23 protein-coding genes are annotated in these 25,482 nt (G+C 34.1%); 8 read left to right on the top strand and 15 right to left on the bottom strand.

The window, feature by feature from the left end:
• Positions 1–148: 148 nt before the first annotated feature.
• The gene (radA, locus tag JM658_RS03545) at positions 149–1,510 is read left to right on the top strand and encodes a DNA repair protein RadA (RefSeq protein WP_236957850.1); all 1,362 of its coding nucleotides are present in this window, start codon (positions 149–151) and stop codon (positions 1,508–1,510) included.
• A 21-nt stretch (positions 1,511–1,531) separates the two neighbouring features.
• Positions 1,532–2,320, top strand: coding sequence for an META domain-containing protein (locus tag JM658_RS03540; protein ID WP_236957849.1), 789 nt, complete (start codon positions 1,532–1,534; stop codon positions 2,318–2,320).
• A gap of 89 nt (positions 2,321–2,409) precedes the next feature.
• Here the strand turns inward: JM658_RS03540 and JM658_RS03535 are convergent, their stop codons facing one another.
• The 3 genes from JM658_RS03535 to JM658_RS03525 all read right to left on the bottom strand — a co-directional run bounded on the left by JM658_RS03535 (position 2,410) and on the right by JM658_RS03525 (position 5,344).
• Positions 2,410–3,450, bottom strand: coding sequence for an aldo/keto reductase (locus JM658_RS03535; RefSeq protein WP_236957848.1), 1,041 nt, complete (start codon positions 3,448–3,450; stop codon positions 2,410–2,412).
• 135 nt (positions 3,451–3,585) lie between these two features.
• A complete protein-coding gene (locus JM658_RS03530; protein WP_236957847.1) occupies positions 3,586–4,545 on the bottom strand; it encodes an OmpA/MotB family protein in 960 nt (319 codons plus the stop codon).
• Positions 4,546–4,579: 34 nt separating this feature from the next.
• Positions 4,580–5,344, bottom strand: a complete 765-nt coding sequence (locus JM658_RS03525) for an exodeoxyribonuclease III (protein ID WP_236957846.1) — start codon at positions 5,342–5,344, stop codon at positions 4,580–4,582.
• 172 nt (positions 5,345–5,516) lie between these two features.
• Between JM658_RS03525 and JM658_RS03520 the strand changes: the two genes are divergently transcribed.
• Complete coding sequence (locus tag JM658_RS03520) at positions 5,517–7,574, top strand: TonB-dependent receptor family protein (RefSeq protein WP_236957845.1); 2,058 nt, start codon at positions 5,517–5,519, stop codon at positions 7,572–7,574.
• 61 nt (positions 7,575–7,635) lie between these two features.
• Here the strand turns inward: JM658_RS03520 and JM658_RS03515 are convergent, their stop codons facing one another.
• Entirely contained in the window at positions 7,636–9,180 is a 1,545-nt protein-coding gene (locus JM658_RS03515; protein ID WP_236957844.1) for a glycine--tRNA ligase, read from the bottom strand.
• 35 nt (positions 9,181–9,215) lie between these two features.
• A complete protein-coding gene (locus JM658_RS03510) occupies positions 9,216–10,136 on the bottom strand; it encodes a hypothetical protein (protein ID WP_236957843.1) in 921 nt (306 codons plus the stop codon).
• 40 nt (positions 10,137–10,176) lie between these two features.
• Between JM658_RS03510 and JM658_RS03505 the strand changes: the two genes are divergently transcribed.
• Both JM658_RS03505 and JM658_RS03500 read left to right on the top strand, forming a co-directional pair.
• The gene (locus tag JM658_RS03505) at positions 10,177–10,875 is read left to right on the top strand and encodes a ComF family protein (protein WP_236957842.1); all 699 of its coding nucleotides are present in this window, start codon (positions 10,177–10,179) and stop codon (positions 10,873–10,875) included.
• A gap of 141 nt (positions 10,876–11,016) precedes the next feature.
• Complete coding sequence (locus JM658_RS03500) at positions 11,017–12,624, top strand: Ig-like domain-containing protein (protein ID WP_236957841.1); 1,608 nt, start codon at positions 11,017–11,019, stop codon at positions 12,622–12,624.
• On the opposite strand, the gene JM658_RS03495 is transcribed toward JM658_RS03500, so the two are convergent.
• The 10 genes from JM658_RS03495 to JM658_RS03450 all read right to left on the bottom strand — a co-directional run bounded on the left by JM658_RS03495 (position 12,611) and on the right by JM658_RS03450 (position 22,909).
• Positions 12,611–13,384 (bottom strand): amidohydrolase, encoded by a 774-nt coding sequence (locus tag JM658_RS03495; RefSeq protein ID WP_236957840.1) that lies wholly within the window; start codon positions 13,382–13,384, stop codon positions 12,611–12,613. The two genes, JM658_RS03500 and JM658_RS03495, sit on opposite strands and share 14 nt — an antisense overlap.
• 535 nt (positions 13,385–13,919) lie before the next feature.
• Entirely contained in the window at positions 13,920–14,576 is a 657-nt protein-coding gene (locus JM658_RS03490) for a CoA transferase subunit B (RefSeq protein ID WP_236957839.1), read from the bottom strand.
• Between the two features lie 24 nt (positions 14,577–14,600).
• Positions 14,601–15,302, bottom strand: a complete 702-nt coding sequence (locus JM658_RS03485; RefSeq protein ID WP_236957838.1) for a CoA transferase subunit A — start codon at positions 15,300–15,302, stop codon at positions 14,601–14,603.
• Positions 15,303–15,455: 153 nt separating this feature from the next.
• The gene (locus JM658_RS03480; RefSeq protein WP_236957837.1) at positions 15,456–16,004 is read right to left on the bottom strand and encodes an isochorismatase family protein; all 549 of its coding nucleotides are present in this window, start codon (positions 16,002–16,004) and stop codon (positions 15,456–15,458) included.
• A 10-nt stretch (positions 16,005–16,014) separates the two neighbouring features.
• Positions 16,015–18,363: a penicillin-binding protein 1A gene (locus JM658_RS03475; protein WP_236957836.1), complete on the bottom strand. Its 2,349-nt coding sequence runs from the start codon at positions 18,361–18,363 to the stop codon at positions 16,015–16,017.
• Position 18,364: 1 nt separating this feature from the next.
• The gene (locus JM658_RS03470; RefSeq protein WP_236957835.1) at positions 18,365–18,853 is read right to left on the bottom strand and encodes a gliding motility lipoprotein GldH; all 489 of its coding nucleotides are present in this window, start codon (positions 18,851–18,853) and stop codon (positions 18,365–18,367) included.
• Entirely contained in the window at positions 18,846–20,012 is a 1,167-nt protein-coding gene (locus tag JM658_RS03465; RefSeq protein WP_236957834.1) for a PSP1 domain-containing protein, read from the bottom strand. The genes JM658_RS03470 and JM658_RS03465 overlap by 8 nt, the downstream gene beginning before the upstream one ends.
• Positions 20,013–20,202: 190 nt before the next feature.
• Complete coding sequence (trhO, locus tag JM658_RS03460; RefSeq protein WP_236957833.1) at positions 20,203–21,240, bottom strand: oxygen-dependent tRNA uridine(34) hydroxylase TrhO; 1,038 nt, start codon at positions 21,238–21,240, stop codon at positions 20,203–20,205.
• 197 nt (positions 21,241–21,437) lie between these two features.
• Positions 21,438–21,668 carry a ferredoxin gene (locus tag JM658_RS03455; protein WP_236957832.1) on the bottom strand — a complete coding sequence of 77 codons (231 nt, stop codon included), beginning with the start codon at positions 21,666–21,668 and terminating at the stop codon, positions 21,438–21,440.
• The gene (locus tag JM658_RS03450; protein WP_236957831.1) at positions 21,668–22,909 is read right to left on the bottom strand and encodes a peptidase U32 family protein; all 1,242 of its coding nucleotides are present in this window, start codon (positions 22,907–22,909) and stop codon (positions 21,668–21,670) included. Before JM658_RS03450 ends, JM658_RS03455 begins: the two co-directional genes overlap by 1 nt.
• Positions 22,910–23,333: 424 nt before the next feature.
• Between JM658_RS03450 and recA the strand changes: the two genes are divergently transcribed.
• From recA to JM658_RS03435, 3 genes are all read left to right on the top strand, one after another.
• A complete protein-coding gene (recA, locus tag JM658_RS03445; RefSeq protein WP_236957830.1) occupies positions 23,334–24,341 on the top strand; it encodes a recombinase RecA in 1,008 nt (335 codons plus the stop codon).
• Between the two features lie 123 nt (positions 24,342–24,464).
• Positions 24,465–24,902: a hypothetical protein gene (locus tag JM658_RS03440; RefSeq protein ID WP_236957829.1), complete on the top strand. Its 438-nt coding sequence runs from the start codon at positions 24,465–24,467 to the stop codon at positions 24,900–24,902.
• 27 nt (positions 24,903–24,929) lie between these two features.
• Positions 24,930–25,472 (top strand): RNA polymerase sigma factor, encoded by a 543-nt coding sequence (locus tag JM658_RS03435; RefSeq protein ID WP_236957828.1) that lies wholly within the window; start codon positions 24,930–24,932, stop codon positions 25,470–25,472.
• Positions 25,473–25,482 lie beyond the last annotated feature (10 nt).

Below are 25,482 nucleotides of genomic sequence, written 5' to 3'. Positions count from 1 at the left end.
CGCCGTAATTAAAATGTGTATAATTTTTATACATAAGTGTCTCCAAGTATACACTAATTTGTGTTCCTTAAGTATACAGTGACTACTTTTATGACTCCAAACTATAAAATCTTCTTCGTACCTTTCGGCTTCAAAAAACTATAGCTGAATGGCAAAGGTCAAAACAACATTTTTTTGTCAGAAATGCGGCACACAATACGCAAAATGGCAAGGACAGTGTTCTTCTTGTAAAGATTGGAATACATTAGTAGAAGAAGTTGTTCAAAAAGAAGAAAAAAAGGGATGGAAACCTACAGATACTTCTTCTAAGAGAGCAGCTAAACCCTTAAGAATCCAAGAGATTGATGGTTCTCAAGAAATGCGTATGTCTTCTGGTGGAATTGAATTCGATCGTGTTTTAGGTGGCGGCATCGTTCCTGGTTCAGTTATTCTGCTAGGTGGTGAACCTGGAATCGGAAAGAGTACGCTACTCCTTCAAATTGCATTACACCTTCCTTTTAAAACCTTATATGTTTCTGGAGAAGAAAGTCAGAAACAAATAAAAATGAGAGCCGAGCGAATCTTTTCAGGTAGTCAACATTGCTATATTCTTACTGAAACAAAAACTCAGAACATCTTTAAGCAAATTGAAGCTACAGAGCCTGATATCCTTATTATAGATTCTATTCAAACCTTACACACAGACCATATCGAATCTTCCGCAGGAAGTATTAGTCAGATTCGTGAGTGTACATCAGAGCTTATAAAATTTGCTAAAGAAACGAATACACCTGTCATTCTAATTGGACATATTACTAAAGACGGTCATATTGCAGGTCCAAAAATTTTAGAGCATATGGTAGATACTGTACTTCAGTTTGAAGGCGACAGAAACCATGTGTACAGAATTTTAAGAGCATTAAAAAACCGTTTCGGTTCTACAGCAGAACTCGGAATTTACGAAATGTTAGGAAAAGGACTCCGAGAAGTGAGCAATCCTTCAGAAATATTAATTTCTAAAACAGAAGAAGAGCTTAGTGGCACAGCAATTGCAGCTACATTGGAAGGAATGCGACCGTTAATGATAGAAGTTCAAGCGCTTGTAAGTACCGCCGTTTATGGAACACCTCAACGAACAACAACAGGTTATAACGTAAAGCGTTTAAATATGCTTTTGGCGGTTCTAGAAAAAAGAGCTGGTTTTAGACTCGGTGCTAAAGATGTATTTTTAAATTTAACTGGAGGTATTTCTATAGAAGAACCTGCAATTGATTTGGCAGTTGTTGCAGCCATTCTCTCTAGCAATGAAGATATTGCTATTGAAAGAGATTTTTGCTTTGCTGCTGAAATAGGTTTAGCAGGAGAAATAAGACCCGTACAAAGGGTAGAGCAACGAATCTTGGAGGCAGAAAAGTTAGGGTTTTCAACTATTTTTGTATCTAAACTGAATAAAATATCATTAAAAAACAATCAGATAAAAATCCAACGTGTTTCTAAAATTGAAGATGTTGTAGCCTTTTTATTTGGATAGAAATAACACATAAGAATAGACATGAAAAAAATAATATTAATAGGGTTATCATTAATAACATTTGCGTCTTGCAAGGAAGCCAATAAAGAGAAAGAAGCTAATTCGCCAAAAGAAGAAGTAACTAAAGAAACTCCCATGAAAACAGAGAATACCATTCCAGAAGGAGTAGATTTTATAGCTACAGGAGAAAATCCTTCATGGAGCTTATTAATCGATTTTGATAAATCGATGACATTCACTTCTTTAGACTCACCAAAGAAAATTAGCACTCCAGTTCCAGAAGAACGCATCCCTCAAGATGTGAATGCTGTAAATTATTCTGCTGAAACGGAAGCAGGAACACTACAGGTTACCATCTTTAAAAAGCCATGTGAAACTAACAGCGATGAAGCTTTCTCTTATAAGGTTCGTATTTCAACGAAAACGAAAGACATGGAAGATTACAAAGATTTTGACGGTTGTGGAAAGTATATAGGCGATTATCGTTTAAACGATATATGGGCATTAGAAACAATTGACGGAAATCCAGTTGACAAAAGCATGAAACGTCCTAATTTAGAGTTCAATTTACGAACAGGAAAAGTATTTGGTTTCAGCGGATGTAATAGAATTAATGGAACTTTAGTAGTAGAAAAAGATTCTCTTGCAATTGGGGAATTGGTAAGCACAAGAATGGCTTGTAAAAACCAAAACTTAGAAAGTAATTTCTTAAGTGCAGTTAATAATAAAAGATTCAGCTACAAATACGAAAATCTTATTCTTACTCTTACTTCTGGAGATAATGAGCTTACTTTCAGAAAAGTAGATTAACCAAATTAACACTATAAAACAACAAACCTCGTGTATTCCACGAGGTTTGCTATTTTGTAATATTATATTTTTAAAACGCGAATCTAATATTAAGGCGCTGGATTGGGTATATTGCTATGAATTTTATTGATTTCCTCAAAAATCTCTCTATCCAAATCAACATCGATACTTGCAATATTTTCTTCCAACTGCTCCATTTTTGTAGCTCCAATAATATTACTTGTTACAAAAGGCTGCGCATTTATAAATGCTAAAGCTAATGTAGCTAAAGACATATTGTGTTTTTTAGCCAAATCATAATATTGACGAGTAGCAGCCAATGATCGCTCTCCATTATACCTGGCCATCTCAGGAAATAATGCGATTCGTGCATCTTCTATTCCTTTATTTTCAATAAACTTACCTGTAAGACGTGCAAAAGCAAGCGGAGAATAAGGCAATAATCCAACATTTTCACGCATAGATATTTCCGCTAAACCAATTTCATAAGTTCTATTCAATAAATTATACGGATTTTGAATAGTACTAATCCGCGGTAGGCCATTAAACTTATTCTCTTCTAAATAACGCATTACGCTCCAAGGAACATCATTAGAAAGTCCGATGTAACGTATTTTACCCTCCTTAATATATCCTTCTAGAATCTGAAGTATTTGCTGAATATTATCTTCCCATTTTTCATCATTATTGGTATGATAATCTAAGTTCCCAAAATAATTAGTATCTCTATCTGGCCAATGCAACTGATAAAGATCAATATAATCGGTTTGCAATCTTTTTAAACTTCCATGAATTGCATCATCAAAAGCAGCTTTTGTAAAACCTTCTTTTCTAATAAAGTGTTCGTTAAATTCTGGAGGCCCAGCAATTTTAGAAGCCAGAATAATTTCATCTCGCTTTCCCGATTTTTTAAACCAGTTTCCAATTATCTTCTCTGTACTTCCTTGAGTTGCCACTTCTTTCGGAATAGCATACAACTCTGCAGTATCAAAAAAATTAACTCCTTTATCGACCGCAAAATCCATTTGCTGATGCCCTTCTGCCTCTGTATTCTGCTTTCCCCAAGTCATGGTCCCTAAGCAGATTCTACTGACATCAACATCAGTATTAGGTAGTTTTGTGTATTTCATATAGCAATTTTTAAAAATAAAAGAAGATTTCTAAAAGGGCTCTTCTAACTCCACTTCTAGAAATCTTCTCAAAAATACGAAATTCTAAAATCAAAAATCTTATATCTAAACTTAAGAAATCTGAAATTGAATAATTTATATATCATTTAATAGTTTAGAAACCTCATCTAATTTAGGCGTGAGGATCACTTCAATCCTACGGTTTTTAGCCTTACCTTCAGCGGTTTCATTACTTGCTATAGGAAGATATTCTCCTCTTCCCGCCGCGGTTAAATTAGAACGATCAATACTACTATTCTCCTCTAAAATCTGCACAATAGATGTAGCTCTTTTGGTTGATAAATCCCAGTTATCCTTAAGACTCGCATTCCCTCCATAAGGCACATTATCGGTATGGCCTTCAATTAGCACATTGATATCTGGATTCTGAGCCAATACCGTCCCTAGTTGCTGCACCGCTTTTCTTCCATTAGCATTTACAGCCCAACTTCCACTCTGAAACAATAATTTATTCTCCATAGAAACATACACTTTACCTCCGCGTTGCTCTACAGTTAATCCTTTCCCTTCAAAATCTAATAATGCCTTAGAAATAGCATCTTTTAAATTTTTCATTGCTTCATCTTTAGCAGCAATCAATCCTTCAAGCTCTATAACTCTTTGAGAACGTGCTTGCAATTCTTGCTTTAAAGCATCCAGACGTGAACTCTCCTCCGCCAATGCTTTTTCCTTCTCTTCCAATTGCTTTAATAAAGCTCTATTCTTTTCAGAATTAGCTGTTATTGCTGCACTACTATTTTTCTCTAAAGCATTATAAGACGCCTCCAAGTTTGCTAGATTATTTTTAGCCGCTTCATAATCTTGTCGTAGCCTATTACGCTCTGCAACAGCTGCATCATATTCTTTTTGGAGCTTACTTAAATCGTTCTCTAAGCGATTATTCGCTGCATTTAACTCCTGGTTTTTAGCGGCAGTATCATCATTCTGACCTTTTAAAGCATCATATTTACTTTGTAAGTCATTATATACTTTAGATGAAACACAAGAAGTTGTTAGCCCTACAAAAAGTAATCCTATAAATATTTTTTTTAACATTGATATATTTTTAAAATTATAGTCAAAGCTGCCATTAATCTTCAATCTCAACAAGTATTGGACAATGGTCGCTATGCTTAGCCTCTGGTAATATAACGGCTCTTTTTAATTTTTCTTGTAACGGCTCTGCTACCATATTATAATCAATACGCCAACCTTTGTTATTGTTTCTAGCATTGGCACGGTAACTCCACCAACTATAATTATCTGGCTCTTTATTAAAGTGACGGAAACTATCAATAAATCCACTATCTATAAAGTTTCCTATCCACTCTCTTTCTACTGGTAAAAAACCAGACACTTTAGCATTTCTAACAGGATCATGAATATCTATAGCTTCATGACAAATATTATAATCTCCACAAATAACTAGATTTGGAATATCCTTTTTTAACGTATCTATATACTCTTGGAAATCGGCCATATACATTAATTTATGCTCCAAACGGGCTAAATTAGTACCTGAAGGCAAATATAAACTCATCACTGAGCAGGTATCAAAATCTACTCTTATATTCCTCCCTTCAAAGTCCATATGTTCAATTCCTGTTCCGTAGGTAACATTTTTAGGCTCTGTTTTGGATAAAATAGCGACTCCACTATATCCTTTCTTCTGAGCACTATACCAGTAATGGTAAGGATAACCAGCTTCTTCAAAAACAGATAAATCTAATTGTTCTTTATTAGCTTTAATTTCTTGTAGGCAAATTACATCTGGATCTGCAGATTGCAACCACTCTAAAAAACCTTTTTTTAATGCTGCTCGGATTCCATTTACGTTATAGGAGATAATTTTCATGCTTATTTTTATTTTTCAAGAATTATAAAGTCGATTTATGACAAAAAGCTAAAATAAGGATATTAAGAGGAAACTAAGATATATGGAGTGAAAGTAAAGAGTGAAATTATCAACATTTTACATTTTAATCAGAAAGTTATGGCATCGCCGTCAAAACTATTATTTTTACTTAATGAACAAAACCTTCCTATTTCTTATATTTTCCGTCTTTTTTCTAACAGCTCAAGAAAAGAAGAACGACACACTTGCAGAAGTCATTTTAGAATCTAAACAGTTCCAAAAGAACCCGCTCATAATCCCTGTAGATAACATAAGTAGTAACGATATTGAAAGATATGCTCCTACAGAAATAACAACAGTTTTAAACGAAACACCCAGCGTACATGTTTTCTCTGGCGCTATCAACACAAATAGACTCACAGTAAGAGGAATGGGAGCTAGGACTCCTTATGGAACTAATAAAATCCAAGCTTATTTTAATGGCATTCCTATTACAAGTGGTATCGGGGAAACATCTTTTAATATTTATGACCCGGAGAGCCTAGCTTCCATACAAATTATAAAAGGTCCTAAAGCAACTCCCTATGGTTCCAATTTAGGTGGTGCTCTTTTAATGCAAACAAAAATCCCAGAAAAGAATACAACTACAGTTAGTAATAATATCACACTGGGCTCTTTTGGTCTTTTAAAAAATAGCTTTCAAGCAGGCTATCGAGATGAAAAGTTTTATTTCAACTTAATATCAGACCATTTGGAAACCGATGGTTATAGGGAGAATAGCAATTATAAAAGAAATGCTATTCTATTGGATATGGGCTATCATTTGGATGCTAAAAACACCATTAAACTGTTATTTAATCAACTTGATTATAATGCACAGATTGCGAGCTCTATTAGCGCTACAGATTTTAATGAGAATCCAAAATTAGCCGCTTCAAACTGGAATGAAGCGCAAGGCTACGAAGACAATAAAATAACTACTGTTGGAATTTCCTTGGAGCATAATTTTTCTGATCGATTAACAAATACAACCACTGCTTTCTACTCTTATACAGACCATTACGAACCAAGGCCTTTTAATATATTAGATGAATTTACTAATAGCTACGGATTTAGATCTGTTTTCTCTGGAAACATCGCATCATTGCCTTTTAAAAATAAATTTTCTGCTGGAGCAGAATTATATACAGACACTTATAATTGGGCTACTATTGAAAATTTATATGAACAAAACAACAACCAAGGTAGCCTTGAAGGAAATCTTTTAAGCGACAATAAAGAGTATAGAAATCGTTTAAATACTTTTGGAACTTTTAGCATGTATTTCCAAAAACTGGTAGTAGAACTAGGGCTAAATTACAACAGTACTTCCTATAACTTCCGTGATTATTACAATCAAGGGATAGAAAATAGGAATGCAAAGCGAAATTTTGATGGAATTTGGGCTCCAAACTTTAGCGTACGATATAACTTCACTGAGACCAATCTCCTCTATGGAAATATAAGCTACGGTTACTCTTTCCCTAATCTTGAAGAAACGTTAACTCCAGAAGGTGTAATTAATGCAAGTATTGGCCCAGAAACTGGAACTAATTATGAAATTGGAAGTGAAAATTATTTCTTCGGAAGAAAACTAAAAGCTACGGCTTCCTTTTACTTTATGGATGTTAAAAATTTACTAGTTGCAGATCGAGTTGATGAAGATCAATATATAGGGAGAAATGCTGGAAAAACATCTCACAAAGGAATCGAACTGTCATTAAATTATGTAACTAATATTTCAGCGGGAATAACCTTTCAGCCTTATATAAATGCTACTTTTAACCATCATAAGTTTGAAGATTTTATAGATAACAATGTCGATTACTCAGGAAATGAACTTACGGGGGTTCCTAAAAACATGATTAATGGTGGGTTTCAGCTAAAACATCTAAACGGACTTTTCTTAACAACTACGTATCAACATTTAGGTACAATGCCTATGAATGATGAAAACTCTTTATACAGTGACGCCTACAATCTTATTAACCTAAAAGGGGGATATCAAAAATTTATATCCAAGAATCTTAGCTTAGCAATTACAGGAGGCATCAATAATCTTTTTGATGAAAAATATGCCTCTTCGATCCTTATTAATGCAGTAGGTTTTGGCGACTCAGAACCTCGTTATTATTACCCTGGACTCCCAATTAATTATTACGGCGGAATTAAATTAAACTATAAATTATAAAAAGAAAATCCCCAAAGATTATCACTAACTTTTGGGGATTTATATATGTTAAGAAACGTGATTACTTGGTTTTCATCAACCAGTTTCTAATATCAACTTCTTTAGCCACTAAACCACGAAGTTCATCAATTTTAACACGTTTCTGCTCCATCGTATCACGATATCTTATGGTAACGGTGTTATCCTCTAATGTATCATGATCTACGGTAACACAAAAAGGTGTTCCTGCTGCATCCTGACGACGGTAACGCCTTCCGACGGCATCCTTTTCATCATAAGTAACACTAAAGTCCCATTTAAGATCTTCTAAGATTTCTTTAGCAACTTCTGGCAGTCCATCTTTCTTAACTAGTGGTAAAATAGCCACTTTTGTTGGCGCTAAAACCGATGGTAATTTTAAAACAGTTCTTGTAGAACCATTTTCTAATTCTTCCTCTTGAAGTGAGTTTGAGAATACTGCTAAGAACATTCTATCTAAACCAATAGAAGTCTCTAAAACATAAGGTGTATAACTCTTATTCTCTTCGTGATCGAAATATTGTAATTTTTTATTACTAAATTCTTCATGCTGTGACAAATCAAAATCTGTACGCGAATGAATTCCTTCTAATTCTTTAAATCCAAATGGAAATCTAAATTCAATATCGGAAGCTGCATCAGCATAATGCGCTAATTTCTCATGGTCATGAAAACGGTAATTATCTGCTCCCATACCTAGAGACATATGCCATTTTAATCGAGCATCTTTCCAGTAATCATACCATTCTTTCTGTGTTCCTGGCTTGATAAAAAATTGCATTTCCATTTGCTCAAATTCACGCATACGGAAGATAAACTGTCTTGCTACGATCTCATTTCGAAAAGCCTTTCCTGTTTGTGCAATTCCAAAAGGAATTTTCATACGTCCTGTTTTTTGCACGTTAAGGAAGTTTACAAAAATCCCCTGTGCAGTTTCTGGGCGCAGGTATAAATCCATTGCTGAATCTGCAGAAGCTCCTAACTTTGTTCCGAACATTAAATTAAACTGCTTAACATCAGTCCAATTTTTACTTCCCGTTTCAGGATCTGCAATTCCAAGCTCTTCAATAAGTGCTTTTACATCTTCCAAATCTTCTTTCTCTAAAGACTGTCCTAGACGCTTTAAAATAGCCTGCCCCTCTTCATTGTATTTTACAACACGTGGATTAGTAGCTATAAACTGTTCTTTATCGAAAGAATCTCCAAAACGTTTTGCCGCTTTGGCTACTTCTTTTTCTACTTTACCTTCGAGTTTGGCAACATAATCTTCTACCAAAACATCTGCACGGTATCTTTTTTTAGAATCTTTATTATCGATTAACGGGTCGTTAAATGCATCTACGTGGCCAGAAGCTTTCCATGTGGTAGGATGCATTAAAATAGATGCATCTATTCCTACAATATTATCATGCATTTGCACCATTGCTTTCCACCAGTACTCACGGATATTCCTTTTGAGTTCTACCCCGTTTTGTGCATAATCATATACTGCACTTAATCCGTCATAAATTTCACTTGAAGGAAAAATATACCCATACTCCTTAGCATGGGATATCACTTTCTTAAATTGATCGTCTTGATTTGCCATGTCGCAAAAATATACTTTTTAGGAGAATTAGAATTTTATTTCAGCTTAAAAACAGAAGATGCTAATAAATTTTCTTTATAAAACACATTCACTCGATAATCTCCATCCATTTCGAGGTCTTTTACAATAATATAATCGCAGATTCCCATGGGTTTATTCTCATAGTCTACCACAACTTTTTTACTGTAAATTAGTTTTTTACCATTCAAATTAACTGCATTTCTACTTCCTAGAATCTGATTTTTAGGATCTATGAATTGAATATAGAACACACGCTCACCAGGTTGCAATAGTGTACCAGGAGCTATATTAAAACAAGCACGAAGACGTTCTGCTTTAGAAGCTCTATTGGTTTCTATAACTTTACCATTGCCTCTAGCTTTATATGCCATTCCTGCCAAAGCAGATACCTTTAAAGCGGGATCTCTGTCTACTTTCTTGGTAAGCTCAATATTTTCATTAATTAGAGAATCTGTGAATTGCGTAAGATTTTCGTTGGCGCTTTTTAAGGCATTAGAATAACGCTCTAACTCTGTATATCTTAATCTTGTACTATCTATTTCTTTAGATAGTAAGAAGTTTTGTTGTTTAATAGAGTCTGTAACTTTATGAAGATAATTATTTTCTTTTCTGATCTCGGCGAGCTCTCTTCTATATCTGCCTAAAATCTGATAATCTACATCTAGCATTTGGATGGAGTCCATCAACATAGCGATACGTTTCCTGCTATAATCGATTTGTTTAATATGGTTCTCATTCTCCTCAGCTAACTTATTCAAATCTGTTTGGATACTCTCTAAATCTTCAACAATCATCCCTTTAGCATTCTCCAAAAAAGAAACTTTCTCTTCGCTTTCTACATAATTAAAGTAAGAAAACCCAGTCAGTGCTGCTATACAAAGCAGTAAAACTCCTAATATTATTTTTTGTCCAAGTTGCTTTTTTTGAGCACTCATTTAAATTAGTTAGATTTGGATATAACTTCAACTATCATAATTGATTAAGGCTGTAAAGATACTAAATGATCTTCAAAATTTATTCTTTCCAATCACTTGTTTAGGGTGTTCAGAAATAATAGGACCTAGTAGTGCTTCTATTTGTGTTGAATGTCGACATCAATTACCACTCACTCAATTTATTAATACAAACGCTAATCCTACCGAAAAAATTTTATACGGACGTGTTAAAATTGAAAATGCAGCTTCTTTTCTTCGATATTATAAAAAAGGAATCGTCAGAGAGCTTATCCATAACCTAAAATATAGAGGCCACCAAGAGCTTGGAACACTCTTTGGTAAATGGATTGGAGTAGAAATTTTAAATTCAGAAAGATTTAAAAATATTGATTATGTAATCCCAGTTCCGTTACACAAAAAGAAGAAAAAAGAAAGAGGATACAATCAAGTGGCAAAATTTGGCAAGGAAATAGCCGATCAGATAGCAGCAAATTATTCCGAAGAAATTCTTTATAATATTAAGTTTTCGAAAACACATACAAGAAAAAACAGAAGTGAGCGTGTCTCGGATTTAAAAAATCGTTTTTTATATAATGAAAACATCAATTTGAAAGGAAAACATATTTTACTTGTTGACGATGTAATCACTACGGGAGCCACTATGGAGAGTTGTATTATTGCCTTCCCGAAAGATCAGAATATTAAATTTAGTATTATCACTATTGCAATTACTACATAATTTCAACGTTACTAAAAATAATCGTTAATTTGCAGCTTCAATTGGGCTTCTTGAAATACCTTTTTAATCAGTAATAATTTACAATAATCATTACTAAAAAGTTTTCTAGCTGACCACTGAAAAACAATTAAGTATTATCTGATGAAAGCTAAGAATCTCTTAAGTTATATTTTATTTTTTGTTCTATTATTCAGTCTTATAAACTGCGCTAGAAGAGGAACCCCTCAAGGAGGACCTAAAGATTTAACGCCACCATCTATTGTTTCAGCTAGACCTGAGAATAATACCACTAATTTTACTTCAGAAAAAATTAGAATTGATTTTGATGAATACATCAAACTTAAAGACCTACAGAAGCAACTTATTGTTTCTCCTCCATTAAAAAACACTCCTTATGTATATCCACAATCTGGAGCGAGTAAATATTTGGAGATTGAATTATTAGACACCTTGAAGGAAAATACCACTTATGTTTTTAATTTCGGACAAAGTGTAGTAGATAACAATGAAGCAAATCCATATTCTTTTTTTAAATATGTTTTTTCCACTGGATCATATATCGATTCTTTAGAGTTGGAAGGTTTTGTGATTGATGCAGTTCAGAAAAAGCCAGATTCTTTTATTTCTGTTATGCTTTACGAAGTGGATAGCGCTTATACCGACTCTGTTATATACCAGAAACCACCTACATATATAACAAATACATTAGATAGTTCTACAAATTTTAGACTTACAAACCTTAAAAAGGGAACTTATAAATTAGTCGCTATAAAAGATAAAGCTGGAAATTATAAATTCGATCCAAAAACAGATAAAATAGGTTTTATAGATCATCTTATAAATATTCCAAACGATTCTATATACGGATTAAATCTCTTTACGGAAGTTCCTGCATATAAAGCAGCAAGACCCTCTTTAATTGCTAAGAATAAAATATTTTTTGGTTACGAAGGCGATCCTACTGGAATGGAAATAAAATTAATTTCTGACAAACCAGAAGATTATGATTACCGAATTTTTCCAGATGCTGAAAAAGATACACTTAAATACTTCTTCACTCCTTTTGAGTCCGATTCGTTAATTTTTGAAGTAAAAAACAAAAAGGAAATAGACACCTTTACTGTCCGTATTAAAGAACTTTATGCAGACACCCTTGTGGTAGCACAAATGAATAAAAGTTTCAGTATAAATGATTCCTTAAAAATTCTTGGTTCTACGCCAATCGAATCTTATAACAAAGAGCTTATTTCTGTAATAGACAAAGATTCTACAACCTTAGAATTTACTCCGTTATTAGATAAAAAGAAAAACATCTTTAATTTAAAATGGGATTCTGAGGCCGATCAGAAATATAGAATCACCTTACTTCCTGGAGCTATTACTGATTTCTATGGTGATAAAAACGACACCCTTTCTTATGGTGTTTCCACAAAAAGTGTGGCCGATCTTGGGAGTATGCGTGTAAATCTAAAGAATGTAGAATCGTACCCATTAATACTTCAGCTTACAGATAAAAATGGCGATGTAAAGGAAGAGATGTATATCGAGGAAAAGAAATATGCTTATGAATTCAGAAATATCGACCCTGGCACATATCTAATTCGTGTAATTCATGATGATAATGCTAATGGAAAATGGGATACTGGAAATTACCTAAAGAAAATCCAGCCTGAAAGAATCAGTTATTATCCGGATCCTGTTGAGTTAAGGGCCAATTGGGAAATTGAGCAGACTTTTATTTTAAAGTAAAGTCATCTCTATCATTTAAAAATTTAAGTCCGCTTCTGTACTTTGCAATTTCCTCTTTATAAAGTGTAGCATAAAGAGTTTCATCTTGCTCGCTATAAACAATAGCATCTCCAAGAGGATTGTATATTGCAGAATGCCCTGTATATTCAAAATCATTCCCATCTAACCCAACACGATTTACTCCAATGCAGTAACTCATGTTTTCAATAGCGCGTGCTTGCAACAAAACATCCCATGCTTTTATTCGCTTTTTTGGCCAATTAGCAACATATAGAAGTACGTCATAATCTTCGGTATTTCTTGCCCAAACGGGAAAGCGTAAGTCATAACATATCTGCGTACATAACTTCCAACCTTTATAAGTAATAATCACTTTTTCGGTTCCCGAAGCATACACCTCATGTTCTCCTGCCAACGTAAAGGTATGCCGTTTATCATAATAACTAATATTACCATTTGGAGTTACAAACACTAATCGGTTGTAATAATTTTTATTTTCTTGGATTACTAAACTCCCAACAATAGCTACATTTTTTTCCTTTGAAAGAGTTTTTAGCAACCTTAAAGTCTCACCTTCCATAGTTTCGAACACCCTTGCTGCATTCATTGTAAAGCCAGATGTAAACATTTCAGGAAGGATTACAATATCGACATCCTCTTTTAAATCTCTTATTCTCTGTTGAAGTAATTCACGGTTATCCTCAGGGTTTTCCCACGCTAAGGTAGTTTGTATTGCTGCTATAGAAAGTGTATCCGACATAAGATAAAAGTAAGGTAATTAACATAAAAAGTAAATTCTAAAGCATAAAAAAAGAGACAAACAATTAAGTTTATCTCTTTAATCCATGACACTCAGCAAAAAACTAGTGGGGGAAATGTTCTTATTTGGGGCATTAGAACATTAATAGTTTTTTTGCTACAATCATTAAACTTTTCATTAGTGTAATCGTTCCTTTAATATTATTACTTAATACTTTTAAGATCGATTTACTTTGTTGGTCGGTTTCATAGGTTAAAGCATAATCACTCATTTTACAAATAGTTAAGTAGGTTAATAACAATCTAATAATCTAGGAACATAAATTTATAACACTTTATCATAAATCTCACATTTTTGTTGTGAATGATACAAATGTTGTTGTCAAATTAAAATTATGTGTCATTCAACACAATATTTCCATATTGACGGTTGCAAATCTAAAAGAAAATTTGAATTATCAGTTAAAAGGATAAACTAATTCGACGAAATGCACATTCTTTTAAAAATAACAACTTAATAAGAAAACAATAAATTGTTATAAATTCATTTCAGGAGTATTTTCTTTAATAATAAGACGTCCATCAGTAGCGTTTTTAATTTCATCTACAGAAACTCCAGGAGCACGTTCTAACAATAAGAAACCATCTTTAGTAACCTCAAGAACGGCTAAATTAGTAACAATTTTTTTAACACACTTAACCCCTGTTAATGGTAGAGAACATTCTTTAAGAAGCTTAGACTCGCCTGCTCTGTTGGTATGCATCATCGCAACAATAATATTTTCTGCTGAAGCAACTAAATCCATTGCTCCTCCCATTCCTTTCACCATTTTCCCTGGAATCTTCCAGTTTGCTATATCTCCATTTTCTGCAACTTCCATAGCACCAAGAATGGTTAGATCGACATGTTGCCCACGAATCATCCCAAAACTAAGTGATGAATCAAAAAATGAAGCTCCTGGCAATGTTGTGATTGTTTGCTTACCGGCATTTATTATATCTGCATCTTCATCGCCTTCAAAAGGAAATGACCCCATCCCAAGCACACCATTTTCACTTTGAAATTCAACAGAAATATCATCGCGTACATAATTAGCAACCAGTGTAGGAATTCCAATTCCAAGATTCACATAATATCCATCTTTTACTTCTTGAGCAATACGCTGCGCTATTTGTTCTTTATTTAAACTCATAATTAATTTGTTGAATTGTTCAAATTAAACTCTCTTTCTTACTGTACGTTGTTCAATCCTCTTCTCATATTTTTCTCCTTGAAAAATTCGCTGAACAAAAATCCCTGGAATATGAATTTCATTAGGGTTTAAACTGCCTGCTGGTAACAACTCTTCTACTTCGGCAACTGTAATCTTAGCTGCTCCACACATAACAGGATTAAAATTACGAGCAGTTCCTTTAAAAATAAGATTCCCAGCTTCATCCCCTTTCCATGCTTTTACAAAAGAAAAATCGGCTTCAAAAGCATGTTCTAAAATATGTGGTTTCCCATTAAAAACTCTACTTTCTTTTCCTTCACCCACTTCCGTTCCATAGCCTGCTGGAGTATAAAAAGCAGGAATACCAGCTTGTGCCGCTCGGCAGCGTTCCGCTAATGTACCCTGCGGAATAAGTTCTACTTCTAGCTCTCCACTCAACATCTGACGTTCAAATTCGTCATTCTCTCCAACATATGAGGAAATCATTTTCTTTATTTGACGTTTTTGCAGCAATAAGCCTAAACCAAAATCATCTACTCCCGCATTATTAGAAATACAAGTAAGATTCTTAATATTAAGCGCTACCAATTTATTGATACTATTCTCAGGAATTCCACAAAGTCCGAATCCCCCCAATAGAAATGTCATATTATCTTTTACTCCTTGGAGTGCTTCATCCACAGAGGCAACTTTCTTATTAATCATTTGATAAAATTTTAATTGAAAATTACGAATATTTCAATAAAATAAGAATTTTTTATTGAGTTGTTTAATAACCTATTTATGGAAAGAAATCGAAGAAACTGATTATTGAGAGTTAACTTTTAAACTAAAGTCAAAAAATATCATTCATGAGTCCTAAGAATCTAAAAACTCTTCAGAAGTAATTAAAATACAACCAAGCTGTTCCATCTGCTTTAATGCTTCTTGCGAATCGTTCGGTTCTAGATTTACACCACGGATTGCATCTGTTATAACATATGTTTTAAAACCAGCTTTGATTGCATCTATCACAGAATGAAGAACACAGTAATCTGTTGCAATACCACTAATATATAATGAGGTAATACCCTCATTATTAAAATATGAAGAAAGATTGATATTAGTAGCTTCAAAAGCAGAATAACCATCATCAATAGTTCCTGTTCCTTTTAAAGCAATTTTATCTATAAAATCTAAGTTTAAATCAGGGTGAAAGGCTGCTCCTTTTGTATTTTGAACACAATGTGGAGGCCATTTATCAAAATGCTTTGTTTTTGTAGGGTGCCAATCTTTAGAAGCTACTACCAAATTAAAACTAGGAGCAACTTTATTAATTATAGGAGCCACTTCTTCACCTCCTTTGGCGGCCAATACGCCGCCAGTACAGAAGTCGTTTTGAACATCTACAATTAATAATGCTTTCATAAGTACGATTTTAAAAATCGATATCTACTCCTTCGTTATAATCTACTTTTATAGAATCTTGATCCGTTTCAGCAGGTTTATTACAATCTACTCGGATACTTAAGTCTTCTGGCTCTTCAAAATCTGACGTTGAAATACCAAGATCTTCATCGGCATAACACTTCTTCATATAAAGTCCCCAAATAGGTAATGCCATACTCGCTCCTTGACCATATAAAGTCCTTGAAAAATGAGTTGCTCTATCCTCTCCACCTACCCAAACACCAGTAACCAAATTAGGAACCATCCCCATAAACCAACCGTCACTATTATTTTGAGTTGTTCCAGTTTTACCTGCAATAGGATTCATTAATTTATAAGGATAGCCCGTCATTATTTCGCGATACATCTGGTTATACTTATCTACTCCAGTAGTTCTTAACCTAGCTCCAGATCCTGCCTGCGTAACACCTTCCATCAGTTTTATGGTTGTATAAGCAACTTCTTTACTTAAAACATCACGTGTTTCTGGTACAGACTCATATAATACAGTTCCGTTTTTATCTTCTATACGAGAAATCATAACTGGCTTTACATACACCCCTTGATTAGCAAAAGTACCAAAGGCACCTACCATTTCGTATACAGAAACATCTGCTGTACCAAGGGCAATAGAAGGTACAGGAAGAACTTCAGATTCTATCCCCATACGCTTAATAAGGTTTACAACTGGTTGTGGACCAACTTTATCCATTAGCCTAGCTGTAACAGTATTCACAGAGTTTGCCAATGCATACTTTAACGTGTACATATCTCCAGAATATTTTCCATTGGAGTTTTTAGGACACCAAGGAAGCATATTTCCATACTTATTAGCTTCAATACATGTATATATATCTGGAAATTCATCACAAGGTGATAAATGCAATTGATCTACAGCGGTAGCATATACAAAAGGTTTAAAAGTAGAACCCGCTTGGCGGCGACCTTGCTTAACTTGATCGTATTGAAAATGCTTATAATTTATACCTCCAACCCAAGCTTTTACATGTCCGGATTGCGGCTCCATAGACATCATTCCTGTACGTAAGAAATACTTGTAATATTTTATCGAATCTAACGGCGTCATTACGGTATCTTTTTCCCCTTGCCAAGTAAAAACTCGCATTGGAATTTTCTCCTTAAATGAAGCAATAATTTTATCATCTGGATTTTTAAGATCATATTTCATATGCCTCCAACGCTCTGATTGACGCATAGAACGCTCATATGTACTTTGTACTTCTTCTGGAGTAACATCTAAAAATGGTGCCGTAGGATTGCGTTCATCTGTATTCTGAACAAAAAATTCTGCTTGTAAACGCTTCATATGTTCCGTTACCGCTTCTTCTGCATTTGCTTGCATTCTAGAATCTATAGTCGTAAATATTTTTAATCCATCTAGGTAAATATTATACTTCTCACCGTCTGGTCTGTAATTATCTTCATCTGCAGCCCATTGCTTCAACCAATCTCTAAGATACTCTCTAAAATATGTAGCAATTCCCTCTCGGTGTGTTTCTGGATGGTAGTCGATTTCTAAAGGAATTGCCTTTAGAGAATCGCGTTCTTGCTCATTTAAGAATTCATTCTTATACATCTGGCTCAACACTACATTTCTTCTATTCTCCACTCCTGCAGAGTTCCTTCTAGGATTATACAAAGAAGAATTTTTAAACATTCCCACCAACATTGCAGATTGCTCTACATTTAGGCTTGAAGGTTCTTCTCCAAAATATATACGTGCAGCAGAACGAATACCATCTGCATTATTACCAAAATCATAGATATTGAAATACATCGCTATGATTTCTTCTTTTGTATATTGTCTTTCTAGCTGAATGGCAATAATCCATTCTTTCATTTTTTGAACGACACGCGCTAGTATATTCGACGAAACTTGTTCTGTAAATAATTGTTTTGCTAATTGCTGAGAAATCGTACTTGCTCCTCCCCTAGATCCCAAGAAAACAGCTGCTCTTAATGTTCCCCAAGCATCAATTCCTGAGTGGTCGTAATAACGCTCATCCTCTGTAGCCACTAATGCATTTACTAAATGTGGCGGAAGATCTTCAAAAGCAACAGGCGTTCTATTATCATTTAAATAATATTTACCCAACGTTTTTCCATCAGAAGAAATAATTTCTGAAGCTAAGTTCGTTTGTGGGTTTTCTAGGATTTCAAATGAAGGTAATTCTCCAAATACACCCCATGAAGCTAATAAAAACATAAGTACTACAAAAGCGATTCCACCTAAGAACAATCGCCAAAACCAAAGGATATATTTTCTAAAACCTTGATTTTTACTTTTAGCTTTTTTATTCGTTGCCTTCTTTGCCATTTTATTTTTCAGCTGATTTTTCTATACTTATACCTACGTCTGTAATCCCCTCTAAGGACGTCACTCCTTCTACAGATCCATTTTTTCGCATTGCATGCGCTATCCCAATACTATAATTTCCCATAGTGGGGAAGACAATTGCTTGCTTATAAAAAAGTTTATTCTCTTTTACTGAAGAAAACCCCTTTCCTAGCCATTCACCATTTGGCTTAGCCATTTCATACTCTAAAGTATCTGAAATAGTTTTTCCTTCGGGAAAGTCTAAATTAACAATCAAATATAAATTACTGAATCGATATTTATTATCATTCCTAAGATTGATAAAGATATCATATGCATTAATAGAATCCTTAGGGGTGAAATCAAAAGAGACCTCCTCTTCTTTATCCCAACCACCTTTTATCGCTTTATACTCACTAAATACACTATTGGTATCGCAAGCAATAAGCAGTAAACCTATAAGACTCAAAAAAACAAGTCGTTTATGCATTGTCAGACCTTTTCCTTCTGTTATTATTACGTCTTTTCTTATTTTTAGAACGCCCTTTTGTGCCTTTAGGCTTATCAAAACGTGTTAAACTATCTTGCCCTACAACGTTTTCAAACTCCGTTTTAGTATCTTCAGTTAGATCTAAAGCATATTCTTCTAACCCTGCTACTAGCTGTTTTTTCTTATTAAGACTGATAATTTCTTTTACTTGACTCGTTGTAAGAATAAACCAATTTGCCCATTCTCCTTCGTAACAAAACCACATTAACTGCTTAAAGATGTCTATTTTCTGACAAACGGCATCTCCCTTTTTGGTTTTTAAGCGCTGATCTTGACTCGGAAAATCATTCAATGCATCTAAATATGCATCCAATTCGTAGTTTAGGCAACACTTAAGCTTACCACATTGTCCGGCTAATTTCTGCGGATTTAGTGAAAGCTGTTGGTAACGAGCGGAAGCAGTATTTACGGATCTAAAATCTGTAAGCCAGGTAGAACAACAAAGTTCACGGCCACAAGATCCAATCCCACCAAGTCTGGCAGCTTCTTGTCTGTAACCTATTTGACGCATTTCTATTCGTGTACTAAAAGTACGCGCCATATCTTTAATTAACTGTCGGAAATCTACACGCTCTTCTGCGGTATAATAAAAAGTAGCTTTAGACCCATCTCCCTGAAATTCAACATCGGAGATTTTCATTTGTAATTTTAGGCTTATAGCTAATTCTCTAGAACGTTTCTGAACTTCAGCTTCACGATCTCGTGCTGCTTGCCAAATATCTATATCTTTCTGTGAAGCTTTTCGGTAGACTTTAGGTAGATTTTCATCTTTAAAATCTACTTTTTTCTTCTTCATCTGTACTTTAACCAATTCTCCAACCAGCGTAACAACTCCAACATCATGCCCAGGAGAGCATTCTGTTGCAACGACATCTCCGATAGAAAGGGTTAAATTTTCTTTATTTCTGAAAAACTCTTTTCTACTGTTTTTAAATCTAACTTCCACGCAATCAAAAGGCTCATGCCCATTGGGTAACGACATATTAGAAAGCCAATCAAAAACGGTAAGTTTATTACAACCATCTGTTCCACAAGTACCGTTATTCTGGCACCCTCGAGGTTGCCCATCCTTACCGGTTGAACAACTACTACATCCCATAATTTTATATATTGAACCAAAATAAACTTCTCAAAAGTATATTTCGGCGGAGGTTCATAAATATTTTACTAATACGTAAAGATACTATTTTTAGTCTGTTTAAATTTCTTACACCCTTAAAATTTAAGAATGACCGATTTATAGAAACAGCTTCTTAAATTAATAAAAACACTCTTTATAAGTGCTTTTACTAACTCTTATTCTTATATTTTAATACTTCTGATCTTCCTTTTTTGAAAATCAAGTTACTAACACCCTTCCCTTTTCTTAGCGCTTTTTGCTCCTCGGCAGGAAGTGCAACAATATCCATACAATCTGTAGAACAGCAATTATTCATTTCTGCTGCACATTCTTCACATTGAATAAATAACAAATGGCAAGCTTCATTAGCACAATTTACATGTGTATCACAAGGTTTCCCACATTGATGACAATGAGCAATAACATCTTCAGAAATACGCTCCGAACGACGCTCATCAAAAACAAAATTCTTACCTATAAATTTATTCTCTAGCTTATTTGCTTCTACTTGCCTTACATAATTAATGATTCCACCTTCCAACTGAAATACATTCTTAAACCCCTTATGTTTATAGTAAGCACTGGCTTTTTCACAACGAATTCCACCAGTACAATACATTACTAAGTTTTTATCTTCTTTATGCTCTTTAAGGTCTTCTTCAATAATTGGCAAAGAGTCCCTAAAAGTATCTACATCTGGAGTAATGGCGTTTTTAAAATGACCTATTTCACTTTCATAGTGGTTACGCATATCCACTAAAACTGTGTTTGGATCTTCTATAAGTTCATTAAATTTATTTGCATCTACATGAACTCCTTTATTAGTAACATCAAAAGTTTCATCAATAAGACCATCAGCAACAATCTTCTCTCTCACTTTCACCTTAAGCTTTAGGAAAGCAAAATTATCATGTTCAATAGCAATATTCAATCGTACATTTTCTAAAAAAGAAATGGAATCTAAATGTGCTTTAAAATCAGCAAATAAATCGGCAGGAACCGATAATTGTGCGTTAATCCCTTCATTAGCAACATAAATTCTACCAAGAACTTCCAATTCGTTCCAAGTTATAAATAAATGATCCCTTAGGATTTGTGGATTTCCGATTTTAGCGTATTTGTAGAAAGAAATTGTAAGGCGTTCTTTTCCGGCCTCTTCAATTAATGTTGCTCTTTCTTCTGCGCTTAAGTTATTGTACAGTTGCATGCTATAACAAAATTTAAGTTAAAGAATATATTTTTGCAAAAGTAAGCCTTTTTTGGTTTTTAAAGAAACGAATAAAAGAAACTGTGTTTGGCGCTCTCTGCACATCCTACAGTTGCCTGTTCTAAGTTTTCTTCAACCCATTTTAGCAAGCACCTAAATTGATTTTTTACAAACTATTAATTTTCTGAATTTGTTCCTTAAATAAGTTTCGTTTCTATGATTTTTACTGGGCATGCACTTTGTGATTGCTTACAGGCATCATAAATAGATTCATCGAAAGATTTTATTGTAAAAAACCCTTTTTTTTCTACCGCTCCTAGCAACACAGATTTACCATCCTTTTTAGACATCTGAAATTGCTGCGGCGCCAATTCTACACAATAATTACAGCCTATACATTTATTTCTCTGTAAAGTAACTACAACCATTAGGAAGCAACAATTTTATATAGTTTATCTGATAATCGGACTCTAAAGTCTGTTCGGATCGTACAAGAATCTCCTTTTTTGGCAACTTCAAGCTTTTCATCATTCACCATCATTCCTTCCAAAGTAAATTCTTCAACTCCAGTTGTAGGTCCTGTTACAAGCAGTGTGTCTCCTATCTTGATATCGAAAGCTTCTACTTTAAATTCAGCAATATTGCTTTTAGGGAAGAAGTGCATCCCTTTACCTACATAAACTTTTTTCTGCGTAGCCTGTGATCCTGGCCCGTCACTCCATTCTCCTAACTTCTGACCTAAATAATATCCACTCCAGAAACCACGATTATAAACTTTCTCAAGAGATTTCATCCATTCTGAAACCTTTTCATCAGAATAGGTCTTTTCATAATATGAATCTATAGCCTCTCGATATGTTTTTATTACCGTAGCAACATATTCTGGTGCTCTCCCTCGTCCTTCTATTTTTAAAACACTGCACCCAGCATCTATCACCTGATCTAAGAAATCTAATGTACACAAGTCTTTAGGAGACATCATGTATTCATTATCCAACTCTATCTCAAAACCACTTTCTTGATCTATAACCGTGTACTTTTTCCTGCAATTTTGTTTACAAGCACCTCTATTTGCAGAAGAATTATGAGAATGAAGACTCAAATAGCATTTTCCAGAAACAGCCATACACAAAGCTCCGTGTCCAAAAATTTCAATTTCAACTAAATTCCCTGAAGGTCCTTTTATTTGCTCCTTTTCAATGTCATCACAAATCTTCTTAACCTGTCTAAGACTAAGCTCTCTACTCAAAACCATAGTATCTGCAAATAAAGAATAGAACTTTACTGTCTCTATATTTGTAATATTAATTTGTGTAGAAATATGAACTTCCATCTGTATCTGCCTAGCATAGGCAATTACAGCCTGATCCATAGCAATAACGGCAGTAACATTTGCCGCTTTAGCAGCATCAAGAACCGTTTTTATTACAGAAAGATCATGATCGTAAATAATGGTATTAAGAGTTAAATAGGTACGAACTTTCTTCTCCTCACATCTTTTCACTATTTCTGATAAATCCTCAATAGTAAAATTAATACTTGCACGAGCTCGCATATTTAATTGTTCAACACCAAAATAAATAGAATCTGCTCCATTTACCAAAGCAGCCTGTAGTGATTCAAAATTCCCTGCAGGCGCCATCAATTCAATACGTCCGTTACTTGTCATCTATATAGAAATTAAACCGTGCAAAGATACACATAAAAAAAGAGTTTCAATTTACACTGAAACTCTTTAATAACTAAATCGTTGTTGCTAAACATTCAATATATCCATCCTTGCAAAAACCAACAACGAAATTAGCCTACATCAATCTTTTCGAAACAAGGAAAAGCAAAAGTTATTTTTGATTTTAATATGTAGACATTGCAGTTTTCTATCTAAAAAAATCTATGTAAATCTTTTAAAAATAAAAGACGTAACTTCCCTACAACTAGAAAATACTATTTAAGTGAATTCTAATCATAAGAGTTCTTTTTGCTTTCCTTAATTAATAGACACAAAATAATTAAAAAGGTTGCGCGGCAAATTGTATGCTGAAAAAAGAAATAGTATTTTAGCACTAATCAAAATATAAAGTACACAGAGAGAAATGAGTTCGGAAAAAGATGCAAAATTAAAAGCACTAAAGCTCACTTTAGACAAGTTGGATAAAACCTACGGTAAGGGAGCGGTGATGAAAATGGGAGATAGTGTTATTGTAGATGTAGATGCTATTCCTACAGGTTCTATTGGTCTGGATATCGCTTTAGGCGTTGGAGGTTACCCAAGAGGAAGAGTTATAGAAATATATGGTCCAGAATCTTCTGGAAAAACCACACTTACTTTGCATGCAATGGCTGAGGCTCAAAAAGCTGGAGGTATTGCTGCATTTATTGATGCAGAGCATGCATTTGATCGTTTCTATGCGCAGAAATTAGGAGTAGATATCGATAATTTAATTATATCTCAACCGGATCATGGAGAGCAAGCGTTAGAAATAGCAGATAACTTAATTCGTTCTGGAGCTATAGATATCGTTGTTATAGATTCTGTAGCTGCATTAACTCCTAAGAGTGAGATTGAAGGAGAAATGGGAGATTCTAAAATGGGACTTCATGCCCGTTTAATGTCTCAGGCGCTCCGTAAGCTAACCGCAAGTATTAATAAAACAAAATGTACCGTAATATTTATCAATCAGCTTCGAGAAAAAATTGGAGTTATGTTTGGTAACCCAGAAACAACAACTGGTGGTAACGCATTAAAATTTTATGCTTCGGTACGTTTAGATATCCGTAGATCTACACAAATTAAAGATAGCGACGGTGGCGCTTCTGGAAATAAAACTAGAGTAAAAGTTGTTAAAAATAAAGTAGCTCCTCCTTTTAAAGCTACAGAATTCGACATTATGTATGGTGAAGGAATTTCTCGTGTTGGAGAGATTTTAGATCTTGGTGTTGAGTTTGAAATTATTAAAAAGAGTGGTTCTTGGTTTAGTTATGGAGACACTAAACTAGGTCAAGGTCGTGATGCTGTTAAAGCATTATTACAAGACAATCCAGAACTCTTAGAAGAGCTTGAAGTTAAAATTTATGACGCTATTAAAGCTATGAATGAGTAAACTCGATCTCTTATAATATACCAAAAAAATCCCGAGAAATAATTTCTCGGGATTTTTTTATCCCCATACGCAACCCTTTGATTACAAAAGCATCTAATAATAAAAAATAACACAAATAGAAAGATGAAAAAGTTTTTTGTTTTAATGCTTAGCAGCGTATTGCTACTTAGTTTTAGTTCATGTGACTTATCTGATGATGATGCTACAAATTTTTATTATGAAACCTTAGAAGTAACTGAGGCTACATTCCCAGAATATTTTGAATATGGAAAGGTGTATAATATTGAATTCAACTATGCACTTCCTACTGATTGTCACATTTATGATGGATTTGAATTTAATCATACAGGAGAAACAGAACGCACTATCTTTGCAATCGCCACAGTGTTAGACAGAACAGATTGCGAAACACTAACAGATACAGAAGGTACAGACAGTTTCGATTTTGAAGTAAGATATAGAGACCCCTATACTTTTAAATTTTACGTAGGCGAAGATGAAAATGGAGAAAAAGTGTATATTACTTATGAAGTTCCAGTAAGAGATGCTGGAGATGAGTAAAAACAAAAAGAGCCTAACGAAGCCATAGTGAGTCTAGAACAACTCATAGAACAATGCAAGAAGCAGGATAGAAAAGCGCAAGCAGCACTTTATAAGCTTTACAGTAAGAAGCTATATAGCGCATGCCTAAAATATTCTCGCAATCAAGCTGAGGCGGAAGATAATCTGCACGATAGTTTTATGGTTATTTTTAGTAAAATTGAAAAATATAGCTTTAAAGGTTCTTTTGAAGGCTGGATGAAACGAGTTACCGTTAATACAGTACTTCAAAAGTATAGAAAAGAAGGTGCTTTTGAAGCACTCCCCAATAATCTGGATGCAGAAGTAAATGTTGAAGTTGTAGATGAAGACATTTCTTTGGATTATTTATTAAAACTCATCCAAGAATTACCAGATAGATATCGTCTCACATTTAACCTTTATGTATTGGACGGGTATTCTCATAAAGAGATAGCCGAAATGCTATCTATTAGCGAAGGAACATCTAAGTCTAATTTGGCACGCGCCAAAATGGCTTTAAGGAATAAAATAGAAGAAGACACTATAAATACAGCAGCAAATTCGGTATAAAATACTTTCT

Origin of the sequence: Joostella atrarenae (assembly GCF_021764745.1) — a bacterium.
In the GTDB taxonomy this organism is placed as follows: Bacteria; Bacteroidota; Bacteroidia; order Flavobacteriales; family Flavobacteriaceae; genus Galbibacter; species Galbibacter atrarenae.
Note: the sequence above shows the minus strand (reverse complement) of the source record. Positions and strands in the feature narration are given on the sequence as shown.

Coding starts and splice junctions, on each gene's coding strand:
- radA (WP_236957850.1), top strand. CDS start 149: ATGGCAAAGGTCAAAACAACATTTTTTTGTCAGAAATGCGGCACACAA.
- JM658_RS03540 (WP_236957849.1), top strand. CDS start 1,532: ATGAAAAAAATAATATTAATAGGGTTATCATTAATAACATTTGCGTCT.
- JM658_RS03535 (WP_236957848.1), bottom strand. CDS start 3,450: ATGAAATACACAAAACTACCTAATACTGATGTTGATGTCAGTAGAATC.
- JM658_RS03530 (WP_236957847.1), bottom strand. CDS start 4,545: ATGTTAAAAAAAATATTTATAGGATTACTTTTTGTAGGGCTAACAACT.
- JM658_RS03525 (WP_236957846.1), bottom strand. CDS start 5,344: ATGAAAATTATCTCCTATAACGTAAATGGAATCCGAGCAGCATTAAAA.
- JM658_RS03520 (WP_236957845.1), top strand. CDS start 5,517: ATGAACAAAACCTTCCTATTTCTTATATTTTCCGTCTTTTTTCTAACA.
- JM658_RS03515 (WP_236957844.1), bottom strand. CDS start 9,180: ATGGCAAATCAAGACGATCAATTTAAGAAAGTGATATCCCATGCTAAG.
- JM658_RS03510 (WP_236957843.1), bottom strand. CDS start 10,136: ATGAGTGCTCAAAAAAAGCAACTTGGACAAAAAATAATATTAGGAGTT.
- JM658_RS03500 (WP_236957841.1), top strand. CDS start 11,017: ATGAAAGCTAAGAATCTCTTAAGTTATATTTTATTTTTTGTTCTATTA.
- JM658_RS03495 (WP_236957840.1), bottom strand. CDS start 13,384: ATGTCGGATACACTTTCTATAGCAGCAATACAAACTACCTTAGCGTGG.
- JM658_RS03490 (WP_236957839.1), bottom strand. CDS start 14,576: ATGAGTTTAAATAAAGAACAAATAGCGCAGCGTATTGCTCAAGAAGTA.
- JM658_RS03485 (WP_236957838.1), bottom strand. CDS start 15,302: ATGATTAATAAGAAAGTTGCCTCTGTGGATGAAGCACTCCAAGGAGTA.
- JM658_RS03480 (WP_236957837.1), bottom strand. CDS start 16,004: ATGAAAGCATTATTAATTGTAGATGTTCAAAACGACTTCTGTACTGGC.
- JM658_RS03475 (WP_236957836.1), bottom strand. CDS start 18,363: ATGGCAAAGAAGGCAACGAATAAAAAAGCTAAAAGTAAAAATCAAGGT.
- JM658_RS03470 (WP_236957835.1), bottom strand. CDS start 18,853: ATGCATAAACGACTTGTTTTTTTGAGTCTTATAGGTTTACTGCTTATT.
- JM658_RS03465 (WP_236957834.1), bottom strand. CDS start 20,012: ATGGGATGTAGTAGTTGTTCAACCGGTAAGGATGGGCAACCTCGAGGG.
- trhO (WP_236957833.1), bottom strand. CDS start 21,240: ATGCAACTGTACAATAACTTAAGCGCAGAAGAAAGAGCAACATTAATT.
- JM658_RS03455 (WP_236957832.1), bottom strand. CDS start 21,668: ATGGTTGTAGTTACTTTACAGAGAAATAAATGTATAGGCTGTAATTAT.
- JM658_RS03450 (WP_236957831.1), bottom strand. CDS start 22,909: ATGACAAGTAACGGACGTATTGAATTGATGGCGCCTGCAGGGAATTTT.
- recA (WP_236957830.1), top strand. CDS start 23,334: ATGAGTTCGGAAAAAGATGCAAAATTAAAAGCACTAAAGCTCACTTTA.
- JM658_RS03440 (WP_236957829.1), top strand. CDS start 24,465: ATGAAAAAGTTTTTTGTTTTAATGCTTAGCAGCGTATTGCTACTTAGT.